This window comes from Actinoplanes subglobosus (genome assembly GCF_042650585.1).
In the GTDB taxonomy this organism is placed as follows: Bacteria; Actinomycetota; Actinomycetes; order Mycobacteriales; family Micromonosporaceae; genus Actinoplanes; species Actinoplanes subglobosus.
In genome coordinates, this window is the sequence record NZ_JBHSBL010000020.1 from 358098 (window position 1) to 373582 (window position 15485).

Genomic DNA, 15485 nt, shown 5'->3' on the forward strand with positions numbered 1-15485 from the left:
GAGGAAACGGGGAGGGAAGATGGCGGAGATAGTAGGTGGGGATCTTTACCACCTGTGGACGGTGTCGGAGGTGCACCTCCCGCGCATTGCAAGCGTCTTCTACGGCGCCGGCGGGATCATGGGATTACCAAGGACCGATCTGTACATCCCGGCGACTGACAACGGGTCGCTGCTGCCGCCTGTCAGCGCGGTTGAGAACGCCTGGTATGCGTTCCGGTCGGAATTGCAGGGGCTGATGATCGAGATGGGAGATGTGGTCATGGACGCCGCGGAGGGCGTGCGTCACGCCACCGAGGTCTTCAACCGCGTCGACGCGGCCAACGGCAGGAGCATCCTCGACGCCTACATGGAGACGGACCATGATGCCGCGGACATCCCCTCCAACCCGCCGGTGCCGGGAGACCCGGACCGTCCCCGACGCCCCACCGCGTCCTGACGCTAGGGGGTATCGACATGGCATCGGCTGAGATCCTCGACGCCCCGGTTCCCGTGCGGCTCACCGGTGAGGCGTACGCCACGGCGGTGCGTCAGGGTGCCCGCCGGCTCAAGGAGGAGTTGATCCGCAAGACTCTCGAGGACGCCGACTCGTGGGCGAGAGCGGTCGCGACCCAGTGGGACGAGGAGCATCCTGGAGTCCCGCAGCGCCGGGGCATCACTGAGGAGGAGTTCAACCGCTATCAGGATCGGGTCCGGACCGAGGACTACGAGTGGGTAGTGCCCTACTTCGAACGCCATCTCGAGCCCGACCCGGTGCAGTTCGACGCGGTCATCCTGCTCCTCGGGCAGATCGAGGCGAAGTTCGGCGGGGATGCTCAGACATCGGGCGGCTGGACCGGGTCCAGCTCGGCGCTCGGTCGGATCAACGACGTCCGCGGCGAGATGGTGCACTGGGCCGGCGAGTTCCGGACGAACTTCATCAACAGCTTCGTCACCCCGCTGGAGAGCACCCTGCCGAACCACCGCGAGCTGGTCCGTCTGGCCGGTGACCAGATGAAGCTGACCAGGCTGATCTACATGCGGCGGCGTGAGGCGGTGCTCAAGCTGCTGGACCAGGCGATCAGGGCCACCCAGGCGGTCACCAGCAAGTCCTCCGTGGACGCGACCCTCAAGTGGGGAACGATCATCATGGTCGTCGTCGGGACCGTCATCGGTGCCTTCAATCCGGGAGTGGCGCTGTTGACGACGGGGGTGCTGCTGGAGGTCGGCGGGACCGTCGGCCAGGGTCTTCTGCCCGACCGGCCGGATGAGGAGAAGCTGCCGCTGGGCGCCCCGACCGCGTCCGAGGTCGCGATCAACGTGGCCACCGCGCTGGGGCAGATCAGCAGCGAGTTCGCGGAGGCGGAGAGGCAGGCCGCCAACGCGCTGTTCACGCTGACCCGGGCCGTCGAGGGGGAGCGGATGCGGGGCGGCACACCCGGAACGAATCCGTTCATCGTCCCGGCACCGGCCATCACCACCGCGACACGGGCCCAGATCATCGAGGATCTGCACCCCGCCCGGTGAGGCGGGCGGGGTGCGGACCCCGAGGTCAGCGGGCGATGAAGGTGCCCTGCGGGGTGCCGAGGACCTCGCCGTCGCGGTAGACCAGGTGGCCCCGGAGGATCGTGGCGACCGGCCAGCCGCGGACCTTGCGGCCCTCGAAGGGACAGTGGTCCTGGCCGGACAGCAGCAGGTCGGTGGTGACCTCCTGCTCCAGGTCGGGGTCGATGATCGTCAGGTCGGCGTCGTAACCGACCAGCAGGTTGCCCTTGCGGCCGTCCAGGCCGTAGGCGCGGGCCGGGTTCGCGGAGACCAGCTCGGCGACGCGGGCCGGGGAGAGACCTCGCTTGTGCATGCCCTCGCTGATCAGGATGGGGTAGAGCAGGGCGGTGCCGCCGAAACCGGGCAGGGCCGGCCACAACTCGTCGCCCTTCTCCTCCTCCAGGCAGCAGGCGTGGTCGGAGGCCACCCAGCCGACGGTGCCGTCGACGACTCCGGCCCACAGGGCCTCGGTGTCGGCCTGGGTCCGGATCGGCGGGTTCACCTTGCCGCCGAGACCGCCCTGCGCGTCGAGTTCGTCGTGGGTCAGGCACAGGTGGTGCAGGGTGACCTCGAAACGCATGTCGACCTCGGGCATCGCTGCGCGGGCCTCGCGGGCGGCGGCCAGGGCCTCGCCGGATGACAGGTGCAGCAGGTTGATGGCGCAGTCGGTGGCGCGGGCCAGCGTGGTGGCCTCACCGATGGCGACGCGTTCGGTCAGCGGCGGGCGGGCATCCGAGTACGCCTTCAGGGTCTGCGGGTCGCCGTTCTTCCGGACCCGGTCGATGAACAGGCGCATCAGCTCGGCCTGCTCGCAGTGCAGCGACAGGGACACCCGGCGGTCCGAGGCGCCGTTCGCCGCGGCGACGGCCTCCATCAGCTGGTAGAGGTGGCCCAGGTCGTACTCGTCGCTCATGGTGAAGGCCTTCGCGTCCCGGGAGTTCGCCGAGAGGTTGAAGCCCTTGTAGAACATGTAGTACTTGAAGCTGCTGACGCCGCTCCGCTCGACCAGTGACGACACCTCGCCGACCTGGGCGGTGTCCATCGGCGCCAGGTGGAAGCCGTAGTCGGTCCACGCGTGGCCGGCGACCGAGGAGAGCACCTCGGGGAAGATGTCGGCGTAGGCCCCGGTCTTGTTGAGGTAGTGCTGCCCGGTCCGGAAGTAGGACAGCACCGTCGTCGCGCCGCCGACCAGTGACGACCGGGTCTCCTCGGCCGCGTCGACCGACAGTGGGCGGTAGATGCCCAGGTGGAAGTGGGCGTCGACGGCGCCGGGGAAGACGAGCTTGCCGGTGGCGTCGACGACTGAGGAAGCCTCGTCCACAGGGATGTCAACCGCGATCGCGGCGACCTTGCCGTCCTTGGTGGCCAGATCGGCCCGGATCGTTCCCAGGTAGGGCACGACCAGGGTGCCTCCGCGTACCAGCAGATCGTAACGACTCATCAGGCGACCTCCGTGCGCACAGCTGTTTCGCACACAGTAACGAGGTTTCCCTTAATGGAACAGAGCGGTTAGGGTGTGGCATGCGCAGCCCCCTCGAGGGAGTACGCGTCATCGACGCGTCGACCCTGTTCGCCGGACCCCTGGCCGCGACGATCCTCGGCGATTACGGCGCCGACGTGACCAAGATCGAGCATCCGGCCAAGGGTGATCCGGCGCGCGGCCACGGCCCCTCGAAGGACGGCGTCCCGCTCTGGTGGACGATGCTGGGCCGCAACAAGCACACCGTAAATCTCAACCTAGGCAATGAAAAAGGCGCAGAAGTCCTGAAAAAGGCTCTAAAACGGACTGACGTGTTGATCGAGAACTTCCGTCCCGGGACCCTGGAGCGCTGGGGTCTGGCGCCGGAGACCCTCCATGAGATCAACCCGAAGTTGATCATCGCCCGGGTCACCACGTACGGACAATTCGGACCGTACAAGAACAGGCCCGGCTTCGGGACACTGGCCGAGGCGATGAGCGGCTTCGCCGCCATCACCGGCGACCCCGACGGCCCCCCGACACTCCCGCCTTTCGGTCTCGCCGACGGCATCGCCGCGATCACCACCGCCCAGGCGATCATGACGGCGTTGTACGACCGGGACGTCCACGACGAACCAGGGCAGGTCATCGACCTGGCCATCGTCGAGCCGATGCTCACCGTCCTCGGCATGCAGGCGATGGTCTACGACCAGCTGGGCCAGGTGCAACGCCGGACCGGTAACCGTTCGGTCAACAACGCCCCGCGCAACACCTACCGGACCGCGGACGGCCGCTGGCTGGCGATCTCGACGAGCGCCCAGGCCATCGCCGAGCGGGTGATGCGCCTGGTCGGCCGCCCGGAGCTGATCGACGAGCCGTGGTTCGCCACCGGTGTGGGCCGGGCCGCGCATGCCGACGTCCTGGACGAGGCGGTCGGCAGCTGGATCGCCGCGCGGGATGCGAAGACGGTGACCGACGAGTTCGAGAGGGCGCAGGCCGCGATCGGACCGGTCTACGACATCGCCGACGTCTTCACCGACCCGCAGTTCATCGCGCGCGACTCGGTGACGACCGCGCACGACCCGACGCTCGGGCCGGTGCGCATGCCCGGCCCGCTGTACCGCCTGTCGCAGACGCCCGGCTCGATCCGCTGGACCGGCCGGCCGCGCGGGGCGGACACCGACGATGTGCTCGCCGGCCTCGGCTACGACGAGGAGGAGCGGGAGAAACTGCGGTCCGAAGGAGTCATCTGACGTATGAAGGTTTTCGATCTGGCGCAGCCGATGCGCCGGGGTATGCCGCAGTCGCCGAACCATCCGGCGTACACACATTCGCTGGTCCGGCGCCATGGTGACATGGTGCGCGCGGGCGGCGGCTCGGCCGCCAACGACATCCTGGTGATGGGCACGCACGTCGGCACGCATGTCGACGCGCTGGCGCACGTCTCGCAGGACGGGCTGCTGCACGGCGGGGTGGTCGCCGCCGACGTCCAGTCGGACGCCGGGTTCGCCCGGCTCGGCATCGACGAGTTCGCGCCCTTCGTCGGCCGCGGCGTCCTTCTCGACGTGGCCAGGGTGCACGGCGTGGAGATCCTGCCGCCCGGCTACGAGGTGACGCCCGACGATCTCACGGCCGCCGCCGGCGACCTGACGATCAACCCCGGCGATGCGGTCCTCATCGGGACCGGCTGGTCACGGCGGTTCGGTGAGGGACAACCTTTTCTCGGTACGGCCGAAGGGGTCCCCGGTCCTGGTGAGGCGGCAGCGCGCTGGCTGGTGGAGCGCGGAGTCGCGGTGACCGGGGCGGAGACGATCGCCTACGAGCGGATCGCGCCGGGAGCCGGTCACGCGAGTCTGCCGGTGCACCGGATCCTGCTGGTGGAGGCCGGTGTCAACATCGTCGAGACGATGCTGCTGTCCGAGCTGGCGGATGCGGGAGTGACCGAGTTCCAGTTCATCCTCGCGCCGTTGAAGCTGGTCGGCGCGACCGGCTCACCGGTGCGCCCGCTGGCGGTGGTCCCCGGCATGACCGACTGCACCGAGCGGCAATCGGCCGCGCCGGACCGTGACGTCGCGGGCGAGGGCCGGGAAGGCATGCCCAATGACTGAGCCCGAGACGCTCGCGCGGATCCTGGGCGAGTTCGCGGCGAAGGTCGATCCTCCGGAGCAGGTGCGTGCGGACGTGCCCACCCGGATCCTCGACGTGCTCGGGAACAGCCTGGCGGCGTACGCCGAAAAAGACGCCGACGCCGCACCCGCGGCACTCGCCGCGATGAGACGCTGGGCCGGCGTGCCGGAGGCGACGGTGCTCGGCTACGGCGACCGGTTGCCGGCGCCGAACGCGGCGTTCGTCAACGGGGTGCTCGCCCATTCGCTGGACTACGACGACACGCACCTGCCGTCGGTGCTGCACCCGAGCGCGTCGGTGGTGCCGGCCGCCCTGGCCGCGGCCGAGGCGGGCGCGCCCGGTGACCTGATCGCGGCGATCGCGGCCGGTATCGAGGTGACCAACCGGCTCGGCATGGCCGGCTGCGACCCGGATTCCGGCGCGAACCTGTATTTCGAACGTGGCCAGCACGCCACGTCGATCTGCGGGACGATCGGTGCCGCGGTGGCCGTGGCCCGCCTCTACGACCTGGACGCGGCACGGATCGCCGACGCGATCGGGATCGCCGCGTCGATGGGCGCCGGCGTGCTGGAGGCCAACCGGACCGGTGGGTCGGTGAAACGTGCCCACTGCGGCTGGGCGGCGCACGGCGGCGTGGTCGCGGCGACGCTGGCGGCCGAGGGGCTGACCGGGCCGCCGACCGTGCTGGAGGGCCGCTTCGGCTTCTTCGCGTCGCACACCGGCCGGTTCACTCCGGAGGCCGTCACCGACGGTCTGGGGGAGCGGTGGGAATTGCTGCGGACGGTGTTCAAGCCGTACCCCTCGAATCATTTCACCCACGCCGGGATCGACTGTGCCCTGGCCCTGCGCGCCGCCGGCCTCGATCCGGACGATGTGGAGGTCGCCGAGCTCGGCGTCGCCGAGCCGGTGTTGCGGACGATCGCCGAGCCGGCCGCGGAGAAGGCCCGGCCGCGCAGCGGTTACCACGCGAAGTTCTCCGGTCCCTACACGCTCGCCGTGGCCCTGACCGGCGGCGGTGGGCTGGGTGTGGGCCTGGACGACTTCGCCGAGCTGGATCCGCGCCGGCTGGACCTGGCGGCGAAGGTGCGGATGTACGCCGATCCGGCGGCCACCGCGGCGTTCCCGCGCGCGTTCGCCGGTGTGCTGCGCGTGCGTACCAGGTCGGGCGCGGTTCTGGAGCATCGCGTGGACAGTTCGCGCGGTGGGCCGGGGCATCCGCTGAGGGCGGCCGAGGTGGACCGGAAGTTCACCGGTAACGCGGGTCGTGCGATATCGGTCGATGCGGTCGCCGCGTTGTCCGGGGCGGTGCGCGCGCTGGGCTCCGGCGGACCGGTTTCCGCGGTGTTTCCGGCCTGACGCGATCACCGGCAAAGTCAGGAAACGGCGTATCGCAGGGCGGGATAAGGCTGGTCGGTGGGTTGACATGAGTGTTGCGGACTGCGTTTATAGATCCCACGCAGAAAGAAAACGCCGTTTCCGCTAGGGAAACGGGAAGGAGACTGGATGCGTACCGCGCGCTAGAACATCGCCGCCGCTCGTGCGGCGGGGATGCACCCATCTGAGAGAGGGGACGCGGCACCAACCATGAAACCCACCGTTCGTAAGGTCCTGATCGCGGCGGCGGCCGCCCTGGCCGGCGTCATCGTCGTCCAGGCGCCCGCCGCCGCGTACGGGCCGACCGCCAACTCCCTCGGGTGCCGGATCTACTTCAGTGACGCCGGCACCGGCTCCTCCGCCAGTGTGTGGGACGACACGTTCACCCTGACCCAGACTCCGCCCTCGCCGAAGCCGGGACAGGCCGTGACCGTGTCGCTCACCGCGGCGGAGGGGTCCACCAACGGCCCGGTCGGGCTCACCGCCGGCACCGTGCCGGTGGTCGTGACGGTGGGGATCTCCGGATCCCAGACCGGCACGGTCACGCTCAACCAGGCCAACTACCCGTCCGGGACCGTCAACGCCTACGCCAAGCTCGGCGGCTTCACCGCCACCGGCACGTTCGTCGCCGGTGACGCCGGCACCCTGAACCTCACCGTCAAGCAGGTCAAGTTCGCCAACGCCACGGCGTCCACCTACTGCTCGGCGGCGGGCGACCGGGACCACAAGGCGAGCCCGGTGGACACCACCATCGTGCAGGCCGTCAACGTCTTCAACGGCGGGGCGACCATCACCTCGATCACCGGCCAGACCGCCGTCACGGCGGCCCGATCCGGTAACTCGATCAACTTCTCGGTCACCGGCATGGCTCCGAACGCGACACTCACGCCGTCGCTGCGGGACCTCGGCGGTGGCGGTACGGCGCAGGGCACCGGCTCGGGAACCACCGACGCCACCGGTGCCGGCACCGGCTCGCTGAGCGTTCCGGCCGGCGCCACCACCGGCGACCGGACCGTGGCGATCAGCGACGGCACCAACACCGTGCTCGTACCCGTCACGATCCTCGGCACGCCGGCGATCACCATCACGCCCACCAGCGGTGGCAGCGGCACTGTCGTCACCGTCAAGGGCACCAACTTCAACCCCGGCAGCACGGTCACGGTCGGCGGATACAAGGCGCTCACCGGAGCGCCGCCGCCTCCGGCCACCTCCGACGCGGCGGTCACCACCACCGCGACGGCGACCGGCGGCATCACCGCCTCGTTCAAGGTCAACGACCCCGCGACCGCCTGGATCGGCGCGTCGTCGGGGCAGCTCTTCGCGCTGGCCGCGTGGGTCGCCTCGGCGGACACCTGCCTCGCCGCGACGGGCAACGTCGACGGGGAGTGCGACCTCACCTACGAGCTGTCGCAGACGGTGACCGGTGGTGCTCTCGCGATGTCGCGCGGGCCGGGCTCCAGCGCCATCACGTTCGACGGGGTGACCCTGAACGGGACGGCGCAGACCGCCACCGCCGACCTGCCGGTGATCAACGTGACCGACTACCGCGGCAGCACCTTCGGGTGGGACCTGACGGCCGAGGTCACCGACTTCACCGGTGTGCCGGGCGGCACCATCCCGGCCGACTCGCTCACCTGGACGCCCGCCTGCGTCGCGCACTCCGGGGCCACCAACCTCGTGACCGCGACCGCCGGCGCCGCCGGGGAGAAGGTCAACGCCGGAACGCTCTGCAAGGGCCCGGAGAACACCGCCGGCACCGGTGGTTCCTTCGACGCCTCGGCCGAGCTGGCACTCGCGGTGCCCGGGCTGCAGCTCGCCGGCACCTACACGGCGACGCTCACGATCACGCTGAGCTGATCCGTTCCACGGGTGGGGGCGGCCGCCACCGTCCCCACCCTCCTCCCCCTTTGGACCGTTCCGCCTGGAGGGACGATCATGCGGATCGCCGCGGCCGCCCTGGCTCTGGCCACGTTGTTCCTCATCCCGGCCACCCCCGCGCAGGCCACCGGCAACGGCGAGTGGGCGGTCACGCCGACACCGGCGAAGAACCCCGGCCCCACCCCGCGCCTCTACTTCTTCCTGGACGCGAGCCCCGGCCAGACCGTCAAGGAGTCCGTCCGGGTCACCAACCTCGGCAAGGACCCGAAGTCGTTCGTCGTCTACGGGGCCGACGCCTACAACACCGTCAAGGACGGCGGGTTCGCGCTGCGCACCAAGGACCGCGCCCAGGTCGACCTCGGCGCCTGGGTCAGCTCGGTGGTCGGCAACGTGACCGTCCCGGCCGGGGCCAGCGCCGACATCCCGTTCACCATCACCGTCCCCACCCAGGCCACCCCGGGCGACCATGTCGGCGGCGTCGTCGCGATGGAGTCCGAGGCGAGTTCCACCGCCGAGGCCGGCGGCGCGACCGTGCGCATCCAGCGGGCCGTGGGCGCCCGCGTCTACCTGCGGGTCGCCGGCACCGTCGTGCCCGGCCTGTCGGTGTCGAACCTGGAGGTCGACATCGACTCGCCGCTGCTGCCGGTCCCGGCGCGCGGCGACTTCACCTACACGGTCGCCAACATCGGCAACGTCCACCTCATGCCGGAGGCGACGGTACGGGCCACCGGCCTCTTCGGACACCGGATCGAGGTGACCGGCTCGGCCCCCTCCAGCGACATGGTCCCCGGGGCCGAGGGGCAGTTCAGCATGCGAGCCGAGGGCGTCTGGCCGTTCGACGTGGTCACCACCTCGGTCGTGGTGAAAGCCGACGGCGGCGTCTACGCCCGCAAGAGCGCCCGCTCGTTCGTCTGGTCCTGGACCGGCGTGGCCCTGATCGTCCTGCTGGCCGGCGGGATCTGGTGGAGCGCCCGCCGCCGCCTCCGCGGCCGCGAGGCCCGGCCGCGGGGACTGGTGGCAGCCGGATGAGACGCACCGTCCTGCTGGCCGCGGTCACGCTGCTGGCGATCGTCACCTCCGGCGGCGCCGTCCGGGCCGGCGGTCTGGTCGCCCGGCTGTCGGTGAGCGAGGCCGGACCCGGCGAGCAGATCCGGGTCACCGGCGAGGGCTGGGAGCCGTCGCAGCTGCTCCAGTTCGTGACCTGCGGCGAGGGCGGCGTGACCGGCTCCGGCGCCTGCGACACCCGCGGCGCCCTGGCCACCCCGGTTCGTAAGGACGGCACCTTCGTCGTCGACCTGACCGTCGGCGAACCACCCAAGGCCTGCCCCTGCGTCATCCACGTCGCCGCCGTCCAGGGCGACGCCGACGCCGTGGTCAACCTGCCGATCACCCTCACCGGGCACACCGTCGGCCGGATCCCGCAGAGCGCCGACCCGGTCCGGCAGCTGATCGTGCAGGACGCGCGGCTCACCGGCGGCACCGCGGCCGCCTGGTTCGGTGCGCCCGACACCCTGACGCTGATCTACACGATCCGGAACCCGACCACGTCGACGCTGGTCAACGCGACAGCGCAGGCACGGCTCGGCGGGGGCGGCGACGACAACGTCTTCCACCGGGAGACCATCGCCGACCTCGGGCCGGGGCAGAGCCGCACCCTGCAGGTGCCGGTGGAGATCCCACTGGCCGCCTTCGGGCGGTACGTGGTCCAGGTCGACGTCAGCGGCCTCGCCCAGGCACGGCTCACGTATCAGGCGTACCCCTGGGGTCTGCTCGCCGTCAACCTGCTCGGCCTGCTGCTGATCCTCTGGGGTGTGTGGCGGCGGATCAGCCGCCGCGGCAACGAGCTGGCCTGGGCCGACCCCACCAGGACCATGCTGCCGTCGGTGGTCCGGCTCGGCAGCCTCGGCGCCTTCCTGGTCTTCGACGACGCGCCCGGCTCCCGCCGGCTGCGGCGGATGGCCGGCGCCCAGCTCAGCCTCGACCAGCTGCGCCACATGATCGGCCAGGACCGCGGGCCGGGCGGCGGCGACTCGGTGCTCGACCTCGACGCGCTCGGCCACGTGATGGCCCGGCGCTACCCGCAGAACATCACCCTCTTCGAGGAGGAGGAAGAGCGATGACATCGCCGTCGGTACTCCGTCGGATCGACTGGCCGCTGCTGGTCCGGGCCGGCGCCGTGCTGGTGGTCGCGGTCCTCGCGTACACCAGCTGCGGCACCCTGATGCCGGGCGCCTCCTCGGCGATCCCCACGTCCGGTGCCGGTCCCGGCGTCACCGACGACAGCGTCAAGGTCGTGTTCATCGGCACCGACCTGACCGCGACCGCGTCGATGACCGGGTTCAGGAACGCCGACGTCGGCAAACCCGAGGAGCAGGTCAAAGCCCTGGAGACGTACGTCAACGCGAACGGTGGCATCGCGGGGCGCAAGCTGGAGGCCGTCTATCGCGAGTACGAGGCGAGCAAGGACTCCCCGGCCACCGAGACGGCGCTGTGCAGCCAGATCACCCAGGACGACAAGGCGTTCGCGGTGGTGCTGACCGGCCAGCTGCAGTCCAACGCCCGGCCCTGCTACGCCCAGCGGCGCACCCTGATGCTCGACGCCACCCTGATCGCCGACGACCGGGCCACGTTCACCCAGCTCGACCCCTACCTGTGGACCGCGACCTACCCGGAGTACGACCGGTTCGCCACGTCGTTCCTGGCCGTCCTGATCCGGGAGAAGTTCTTCGAGGGGCGGACCGAGGCGGGCCTGATCGCCGCCGACACCCCGGCCAACAAGTCGATCTTCGACAAGCTGGTGGTCCCCTCCCTGCGGAAGATCGGGGTGACGGTCACCGTCTCGTGGATCGACACCACCAGCCTCGGCACCCTCAACAGCGGGCTCTCCCAGGCCGCGGTCAACCTGCGCGGCAAGAAGATCGACCGGGTGTTCTTCCTCGGCGGGGCCCGGATCGCGCCGTTCTTCATGACCAGCGCCAAGGCGCAGAGCTTCACCGCCACCTACGGCGTCTCCACCTTCGACAGCCCGATGTTCATGGTGAACAACCCGGGGACGGTGCCGCCGGAGTCGCTGACGGGCATGATCGGCGTCGGCTTCGCCCCGGCCGGTGACGTGCCGGACAGCCGGCTGGAGTTCCCGGCCACCGACGCCGAACGCAACTGCCTGGACATCTTCGGCAGGTCCGGCATCTCGTTCCCGAAACGGGAGAACGCCCGGGTCGCCTTCACCTACTGCGACGCCGCGCTCCTGCTCCAGAAGGCCGCCGCCGGACTGGGGCCGGACCTCAACGCCGCCGCCTGGGGGAAAGCCGCCCGGGAGCTGGAGTTCACCACGGCCGGCGGGTTCGGCGGGACGATCGGCGCCGACGGGTACGCCGCCGGCACCGCCTACCGGGTGCTGAAGTACGACACCGGCTGCTCCTGCTTCACCTACCAGGGCGAGGTGACTCCCCTTGGCGAGTGACGCGAGGGACGACGTCGTCCTGCGGGTCGACGGCCTGTCCGGCGGATACGGCGCGATCCAGGTGCTCTTCGGCATCGATCTGACCGTGCGCCGGGGCGAGACCGTCGCCCTCTGCGGCCCCAACGGGGTCGGCAAGTCCACCCTGGTCCGGATGGTCTCCGGACTGAACCGGCCGACCGCCGGAACCGTCGTGCTCAACGGCCGCGACATCACCGGGGTGCCCGGCGCCAGACGGGCGAAGCTCGGCATGTCCACGGTCATCGGGCAACAGGCGTTCGGATCCCTGTCGGTACGCGACAACCTGCGCATGCACTGCTATCCGGTGCCGGGTCACGAGGAGAAGCCGGACACCGCGGTCGACGGGGCCCTGGCCGTCTTCCCCCGGCTGCGGGCCCGCGCCGACCAGCCGGCGTCCACGCTCTCCGGCGGCGAACGGCAGATGCTGGTGCTCGCCAAGACCCTCATCCAGCGGCCGGACCTGCTGCTGATCGACGAGTTCTCGCTCGGCCTGGCCCCGGTCGTGGTCGGCGGCCTGCTCGAACTGATCCGGCGGCTCGCCGCGGTCGGCGTGGCGACGCTGCTGATCGAGCAGTCGGTGAACGTGGCGATGTCGGTCGCCGACCGGCTGCTCTTCATGGAGCACGGCACGATCATCGCCGAGCACACCCCCGCCGAGCTGCGCGCGTCCCCCGATCTGGCCCGCCGTCTGGTGCTCGGAGGTCACGCGCAATGACCCTGTGGGGATTCGACCTCGGGTTCGACCGGCTCACCGTCGGACTGTTCACCGGGCTCACCTACGGCCTGCTCGCCGTCGGCCTGGTGCTTGTCTACCGGTCCAGCCGGTTCGTCAACTTCGCGCACGGCGCCATCGGCGTGTTCGGCGCGGCCGTCCTCGCCCGGTTCGCCACCGGCATGCCGTACTGGCTGGCCTTCCCGATCGCCATCGCCGTCGCCGGTGGGCTCGCCGCGGCCACCGAGATCGGCATCGTCCGGCGCCTGCACCGGCGGCCGCGCGTCATCGGGATGATCGCCACCCTCGGCCTGTCCCAGTTCATCCTGGTCCTCGCGCTGCTCGTGTCCCGGGACAGCTTCTCCGGGACCACCTACCCGAAACCGCCGGGCCTGCCCGCCTTCAGCATCGGCACCACCGCCGTCGGCTCGTCGCTGACCGCGATGCTGCTGCTCACCCCGCTTCTGCTGGCCGCGCTCGCGTTCTTCCTGCGGCGCACCAAATACGGCATCGGCATCCGCGCCGCCGCCGACCACCCGGACGCCGCCACCGTCAACGGGGTGCCCGCGCCCCGGATGGCCACCCTGGCCTGGGCCGTCGCCGGCGGTATCGCGGCCTTCTCGGCCATCCTGCTCACCCCCACCCAGGGCGTCCAGTCGATCGAGTCGCTCGGCCCGCAGCTCCTGCTGCGTGGTCTGGCCGGTGCGGTCATCGCCCGGATGACGTCCCTGCCGATCGCGTTCGGCGCCTCCATCGGCGTCGGCGTCCTCGAACAGATCCTGCTCTCCCGCGAAGGCGCCGGATTCGTCGACGTCGTCCTCGGCCTGGCCATCCTGATCTCGCTGCTCCGCCAGCGGCAGGGCGGCCGCCGCGACGAGCAGTCCGCACCCTGGCCCCGCCAGGAACGCCGGGCTCCCACCACCGCCGCGAAGATCGGACTGACCCTGCTCGCGGTGTGCGGAATCGGACTCGCCTACGTGGTCAGCAATGCCACCGCGACGATCCTCACCACCATCTGCGGCTACACGCTGGTCGCACTCTCGGTGATCCTGGTGACCGGCATCGCCGGCGAACTCTCCCTCGGCCAGTTCGGCTTCGCCGGCATCGGCGCCGCCGTCTCCGTCCAGATCGCCGTGCTCACCGGCAACATGTTCCTCGGCGTCACCGCCGGATGCGCCGCCGGAGCCCTCGCGGCCGTCCTCGTCGGGATCCCCGCACTGCGGCTGCGCGGCGTCGCCCTCGGCGTCACCACGCTCGCGTTCGCCCTGGCCACGAGTGGGTGGCTACTGCGCCAGCCGTGGCTGCTCGGTGACGGACTGGACGTGCCCTACCCGGTGTGGCACGACTACACGGTCAGCGTCGCCACTGACTACTACCTGTTCGCGCTGCTGCTGCTCGGGCTCGGCTGGTGGGTCACCGCGCGCCTCAGCGGCGGCGGCTTCGGCCGCCTCCTGCTCGCGCTGCGCGACAACGAAGAGGCCGGCCGGGCACTCACGGTCACCGCCCCCCTGCGCAAACTCCAGGTGTACGCCGCCGCCGGCGCCCTCGCCGGACTCGGCGGTGTGGTGATCGGTTTCAGCCAGTCGCAGCTCAGTATCAACAACTTCCCGGCCGCCGCCAGCATCGACGTGGTGGCCGTCGCCGTGGTGGGTGGGCTGGCCCGCACCGGTGGGGCGCTACTCGGGTCGGCGCTGATCGTCGGGCTGCCGTTGCTGTACCCGCTGGGCATCCCGGGCCAGGCGGTGCTGACACTCGGATGGCTCCTGGTGGTCCTGCTGATGCCCGACGGCCTGGGCGGCTTCTTCTCCACCCAGGCCCCTCGCCTGTGGCGCCGGCTCCGTGCCGTCGTGGCCCGCCGATTCGCCGCCACACCGGCTCCGCCCGCCGCGGCCGCCCCTGCCGTCACCGCCGGCGCCGTCCTCGCCGCTGCTGCTGCGGCCCCCGCTGGCGCGGCCGCCCCCGCCCTCGCCGCTGCTGCCGCCGCCGCTCCCTCCGTCACCGGGGACGGGGTGGATGCGTCTTTCGCGGGGCAGAGCACGACGACCGTATCCCCGCATGGTCTTGATCTTGATCCTCGTCGCCTGTGGAACATCGGGCGGTTGCCGGCCGAACCGCTGGCGCCCGGGGAGTTCTTCGCGCCGTTGCTGGAGGTCAGCGGGATCCGGCGGTCGTTCGGTGGGGTGCGGGCCGTGCAGGATGCGACCTTCACCGTCACCGCGGGTGAGATCGTCGGCATCATCGGGCCGAACGGCGCGGGCAAGACGACGCTGTTCGAGATCCTCGCCGGTTTCACCGCGGCCGACGGCGGCGTAGTCCGCTATCAGGGGAAACCGGTCACCGCGTGGACGCCGGAGCGGCGGGCGAAGGCCGGTCTGGTGCGGTCGTTCCAGGATGCGCGGCTGTTCCCGGCGATGACCGTCCGTGAGAACGTGATGGTCGCCGCGGAATGCGGCAACCCCGCCCATCCCGGACTCGACGTGATCGGCGACGACCGGCCGGAGAGGGCGAAGGCCGCCCGCGCCGACGCCGCCCTCAGCGCGATGGGCCTGGGCTGGCTCGCCGACCGGCCCGTCGGGGAGCTCTCCACCGGCACCCGCCGCGTCGTCGAACTGTGCTGTCTGCTCACCCTGCGGCCCCGGCTGCTGCTGCTGGACGAGCCGTCTTCCGGGCTCACCCAGGCCGACGGCAGGGCGCTCGGCGACCTGATGCTGCGGGTCCGCGCGGAGCTCGGCACCACGATCCTCGTCATCGAGCACGATCTGCCGCTGCTGTCCCGGGTCGCCGACCGGCTGATCGCCATGGACGCCGGAACGGTGATCGCGCAGGGCCCGCCCGACGAGGTCCGTAACCATCCCGCGGTCGTCCTGTCCTACCTCGGCACCGACGAGGCTGCCGTGGCCCGGTCCGGAGACCTTTCCTGATATGGAGGTTCC

Annotated in this window: 12 protein-coding genes; 11 read left to right on the forward strand and 1 reads right to left on the reverse strand. The window is 70.9% G+C overall.

From position 1 onward, the window contains the following. Window positions 1–19 precede the first annotated feature (19 nt). Together ACFO0C_RS30820 and ACFO0C_RS30825 are read left to right on the forward strand one after the other, a co-directional pair. Window positions 20–436, forward strand: a complete 417-nt coding sequence (locus ACFO0C_RS30820) for a hypothetical protein (RefSeq protein WP_378070222.1) — start codon at window positions 20–22, stop codon at window positions 434–436. A 17-nt stretch (window positions 437–453) separates the two neighbouring features. Beyond that, complete coding sequence (locus tag ACFO0C_RS30825) at window positions 454–1503, forward strand: hypothetical protein (protein ID WP_378070223.1); 1050 nt, start codon at window positions 454–456, stop codon at window positions 1501–1503. A gap of 25 nt (window positions 1504–1528) precedes the next feature. Here the strand turns inward: ACFO0C_RS30825 and ACFO0C_RS30830 are convergent, their stop codons facing one another. After that, window positions 1529–2962: a dihydroorotase gene (locus ACFO0C_RS30830; protein WP_378070224.1), complete on the reverse strand. Its 1434-nt coding sequence runs from the start codon at window positions 2960–2962 to the stop codon at window positions 1529–1531. Between the two features lie 80 nt (window positions 2963–3042). On the opposite strand from ACFO0C_RS30830, the gene ACFO0C_RS30835 reads away from it, so the two are divergent. The 9 genes from ACFO0C_RS30835 to ACFO0C_RS30875 all read left to right on the forward strand — a co-directional run bounded on the left by ACFO0C_RS30835 (window position 3043) and on the right by ACFO0C_RS30875 (window position 15473). After that, a complete protein-coding gene (locus ACFO0C_RS30835) occupies window positions 3043–4233 on the forward strand; it encodes a CaiB/BaiF CoA transferase family protein (protein WP_378070225.1) in 1191 nt (396 codons plus the stop codon). A 3-nt stretch (window positions 4234–4236) separates the two neighbouring features. Beyond that, the gene (locus ACFO0C_RS30840) at window positions 4237–5088 is read left to right on the forward strand and encodes a cyclase family protein (protein ID WP_378070226.1); all 852 of its coding nucleotides are present in this window, start codon (window positions 4237–4239) and stop codon (window positions 5086–5088) included. Then, window positions 5081–6463: an MmgE/PrpD family protein gene (locus tag ACFO0C_RS30845; RefSeq protein WP_378070227.1), complete on the forward strand. Its 1383-nt coding sequence runs from the start codon at window positions 5081–5083 to the stop codon at window positions 6461–6463. The genes ACFO0C_RS30840 and ACFO0C_RS30845 overlap by 8 nt, the downstream gene beginning before the upstream one ends. Window positions 6464–6691: 228 nt before the next feature. Next, window positions 6692–8338 (forward strand): hypothetical protein, encoded by a 1647-nt coding sequence (locus ACFO0C_RS30850; RefSeq protein ID WP_378070228.1) that lies wholly within the window; start codon window positions 6692–6694, stop codon window positions 8336–8338. Between the two features lie 78 nt (window positions 8339–8416). Continuing rightward, window positions 8417–9388, forward strand: a complete 972-nt coding sequence (locus tag ACFO0C_RS30855; protein ID WP_378070229.1) for a WxL protein peptidoglycan domain-containing protein — start codon at window positions 8417–8419, stop codon at window positions 9386–9388. Further along, window positions 9385–10479, forward strand: coding sequence for a hypothetical protein (locus ACFO0C_RS30860; RefSeq protein ID WP_378070230.1), 1095 nt, complete (start codon window positions 9385–9387; stop codon window positions 10477–10479). The genes ACFO0C_RS30855 and ACFO0C_RS30860 overlap by 4 nt, the downstream gene beginning before the upstream one ends. Beyond that, a complete protein-coding gene (locus ACFO0C_RS30865; protein WP_378070231.1) occupies window positions 10476–11822 on the forward strand; it encodes an ABC transporter substrate-binding protein in 1347 nt (448 codons plus the stop codon). The genes ACFO0C_RS30860 and ACFO0C_RS30865 overlap by 4 nt, the downstream gene beginning before the upstream one ends. Then, a complete protein-coding gene (locus ACFO0C_RS30870) occupies window positions 11812–12555 on the forward strand; it encodes an ABC transporter ATP-binding protein (protein ID WP_378070232.1) in 744 nt (247 codons plus the stop codon). Before ACFO0C_RS30865 ends, ACFO0C_RS30870 begins: the two co-directional genes overlap by 11 nt. After that, window positions 12552–15473 carry an ABC transporter permease subunit gene (locus ACFO0C_RS30875; RefSeq protein WP_378070233.1) on the forward strand — a complete coding sequence of 974 codons (2922 nt, stop codon included), beginning with the start codon at window positions 12552–12554 and terminating at the stop codon, window positions 15471–15473. The genes ACFO0C_RS30870 and ACFO0C_RS30875 overlap by 4 nt, the downstream gene beginning before the upstream one ends. The last annotated feature ends 12 nt before the right edge of the window (window positions 15474–15485 follow it).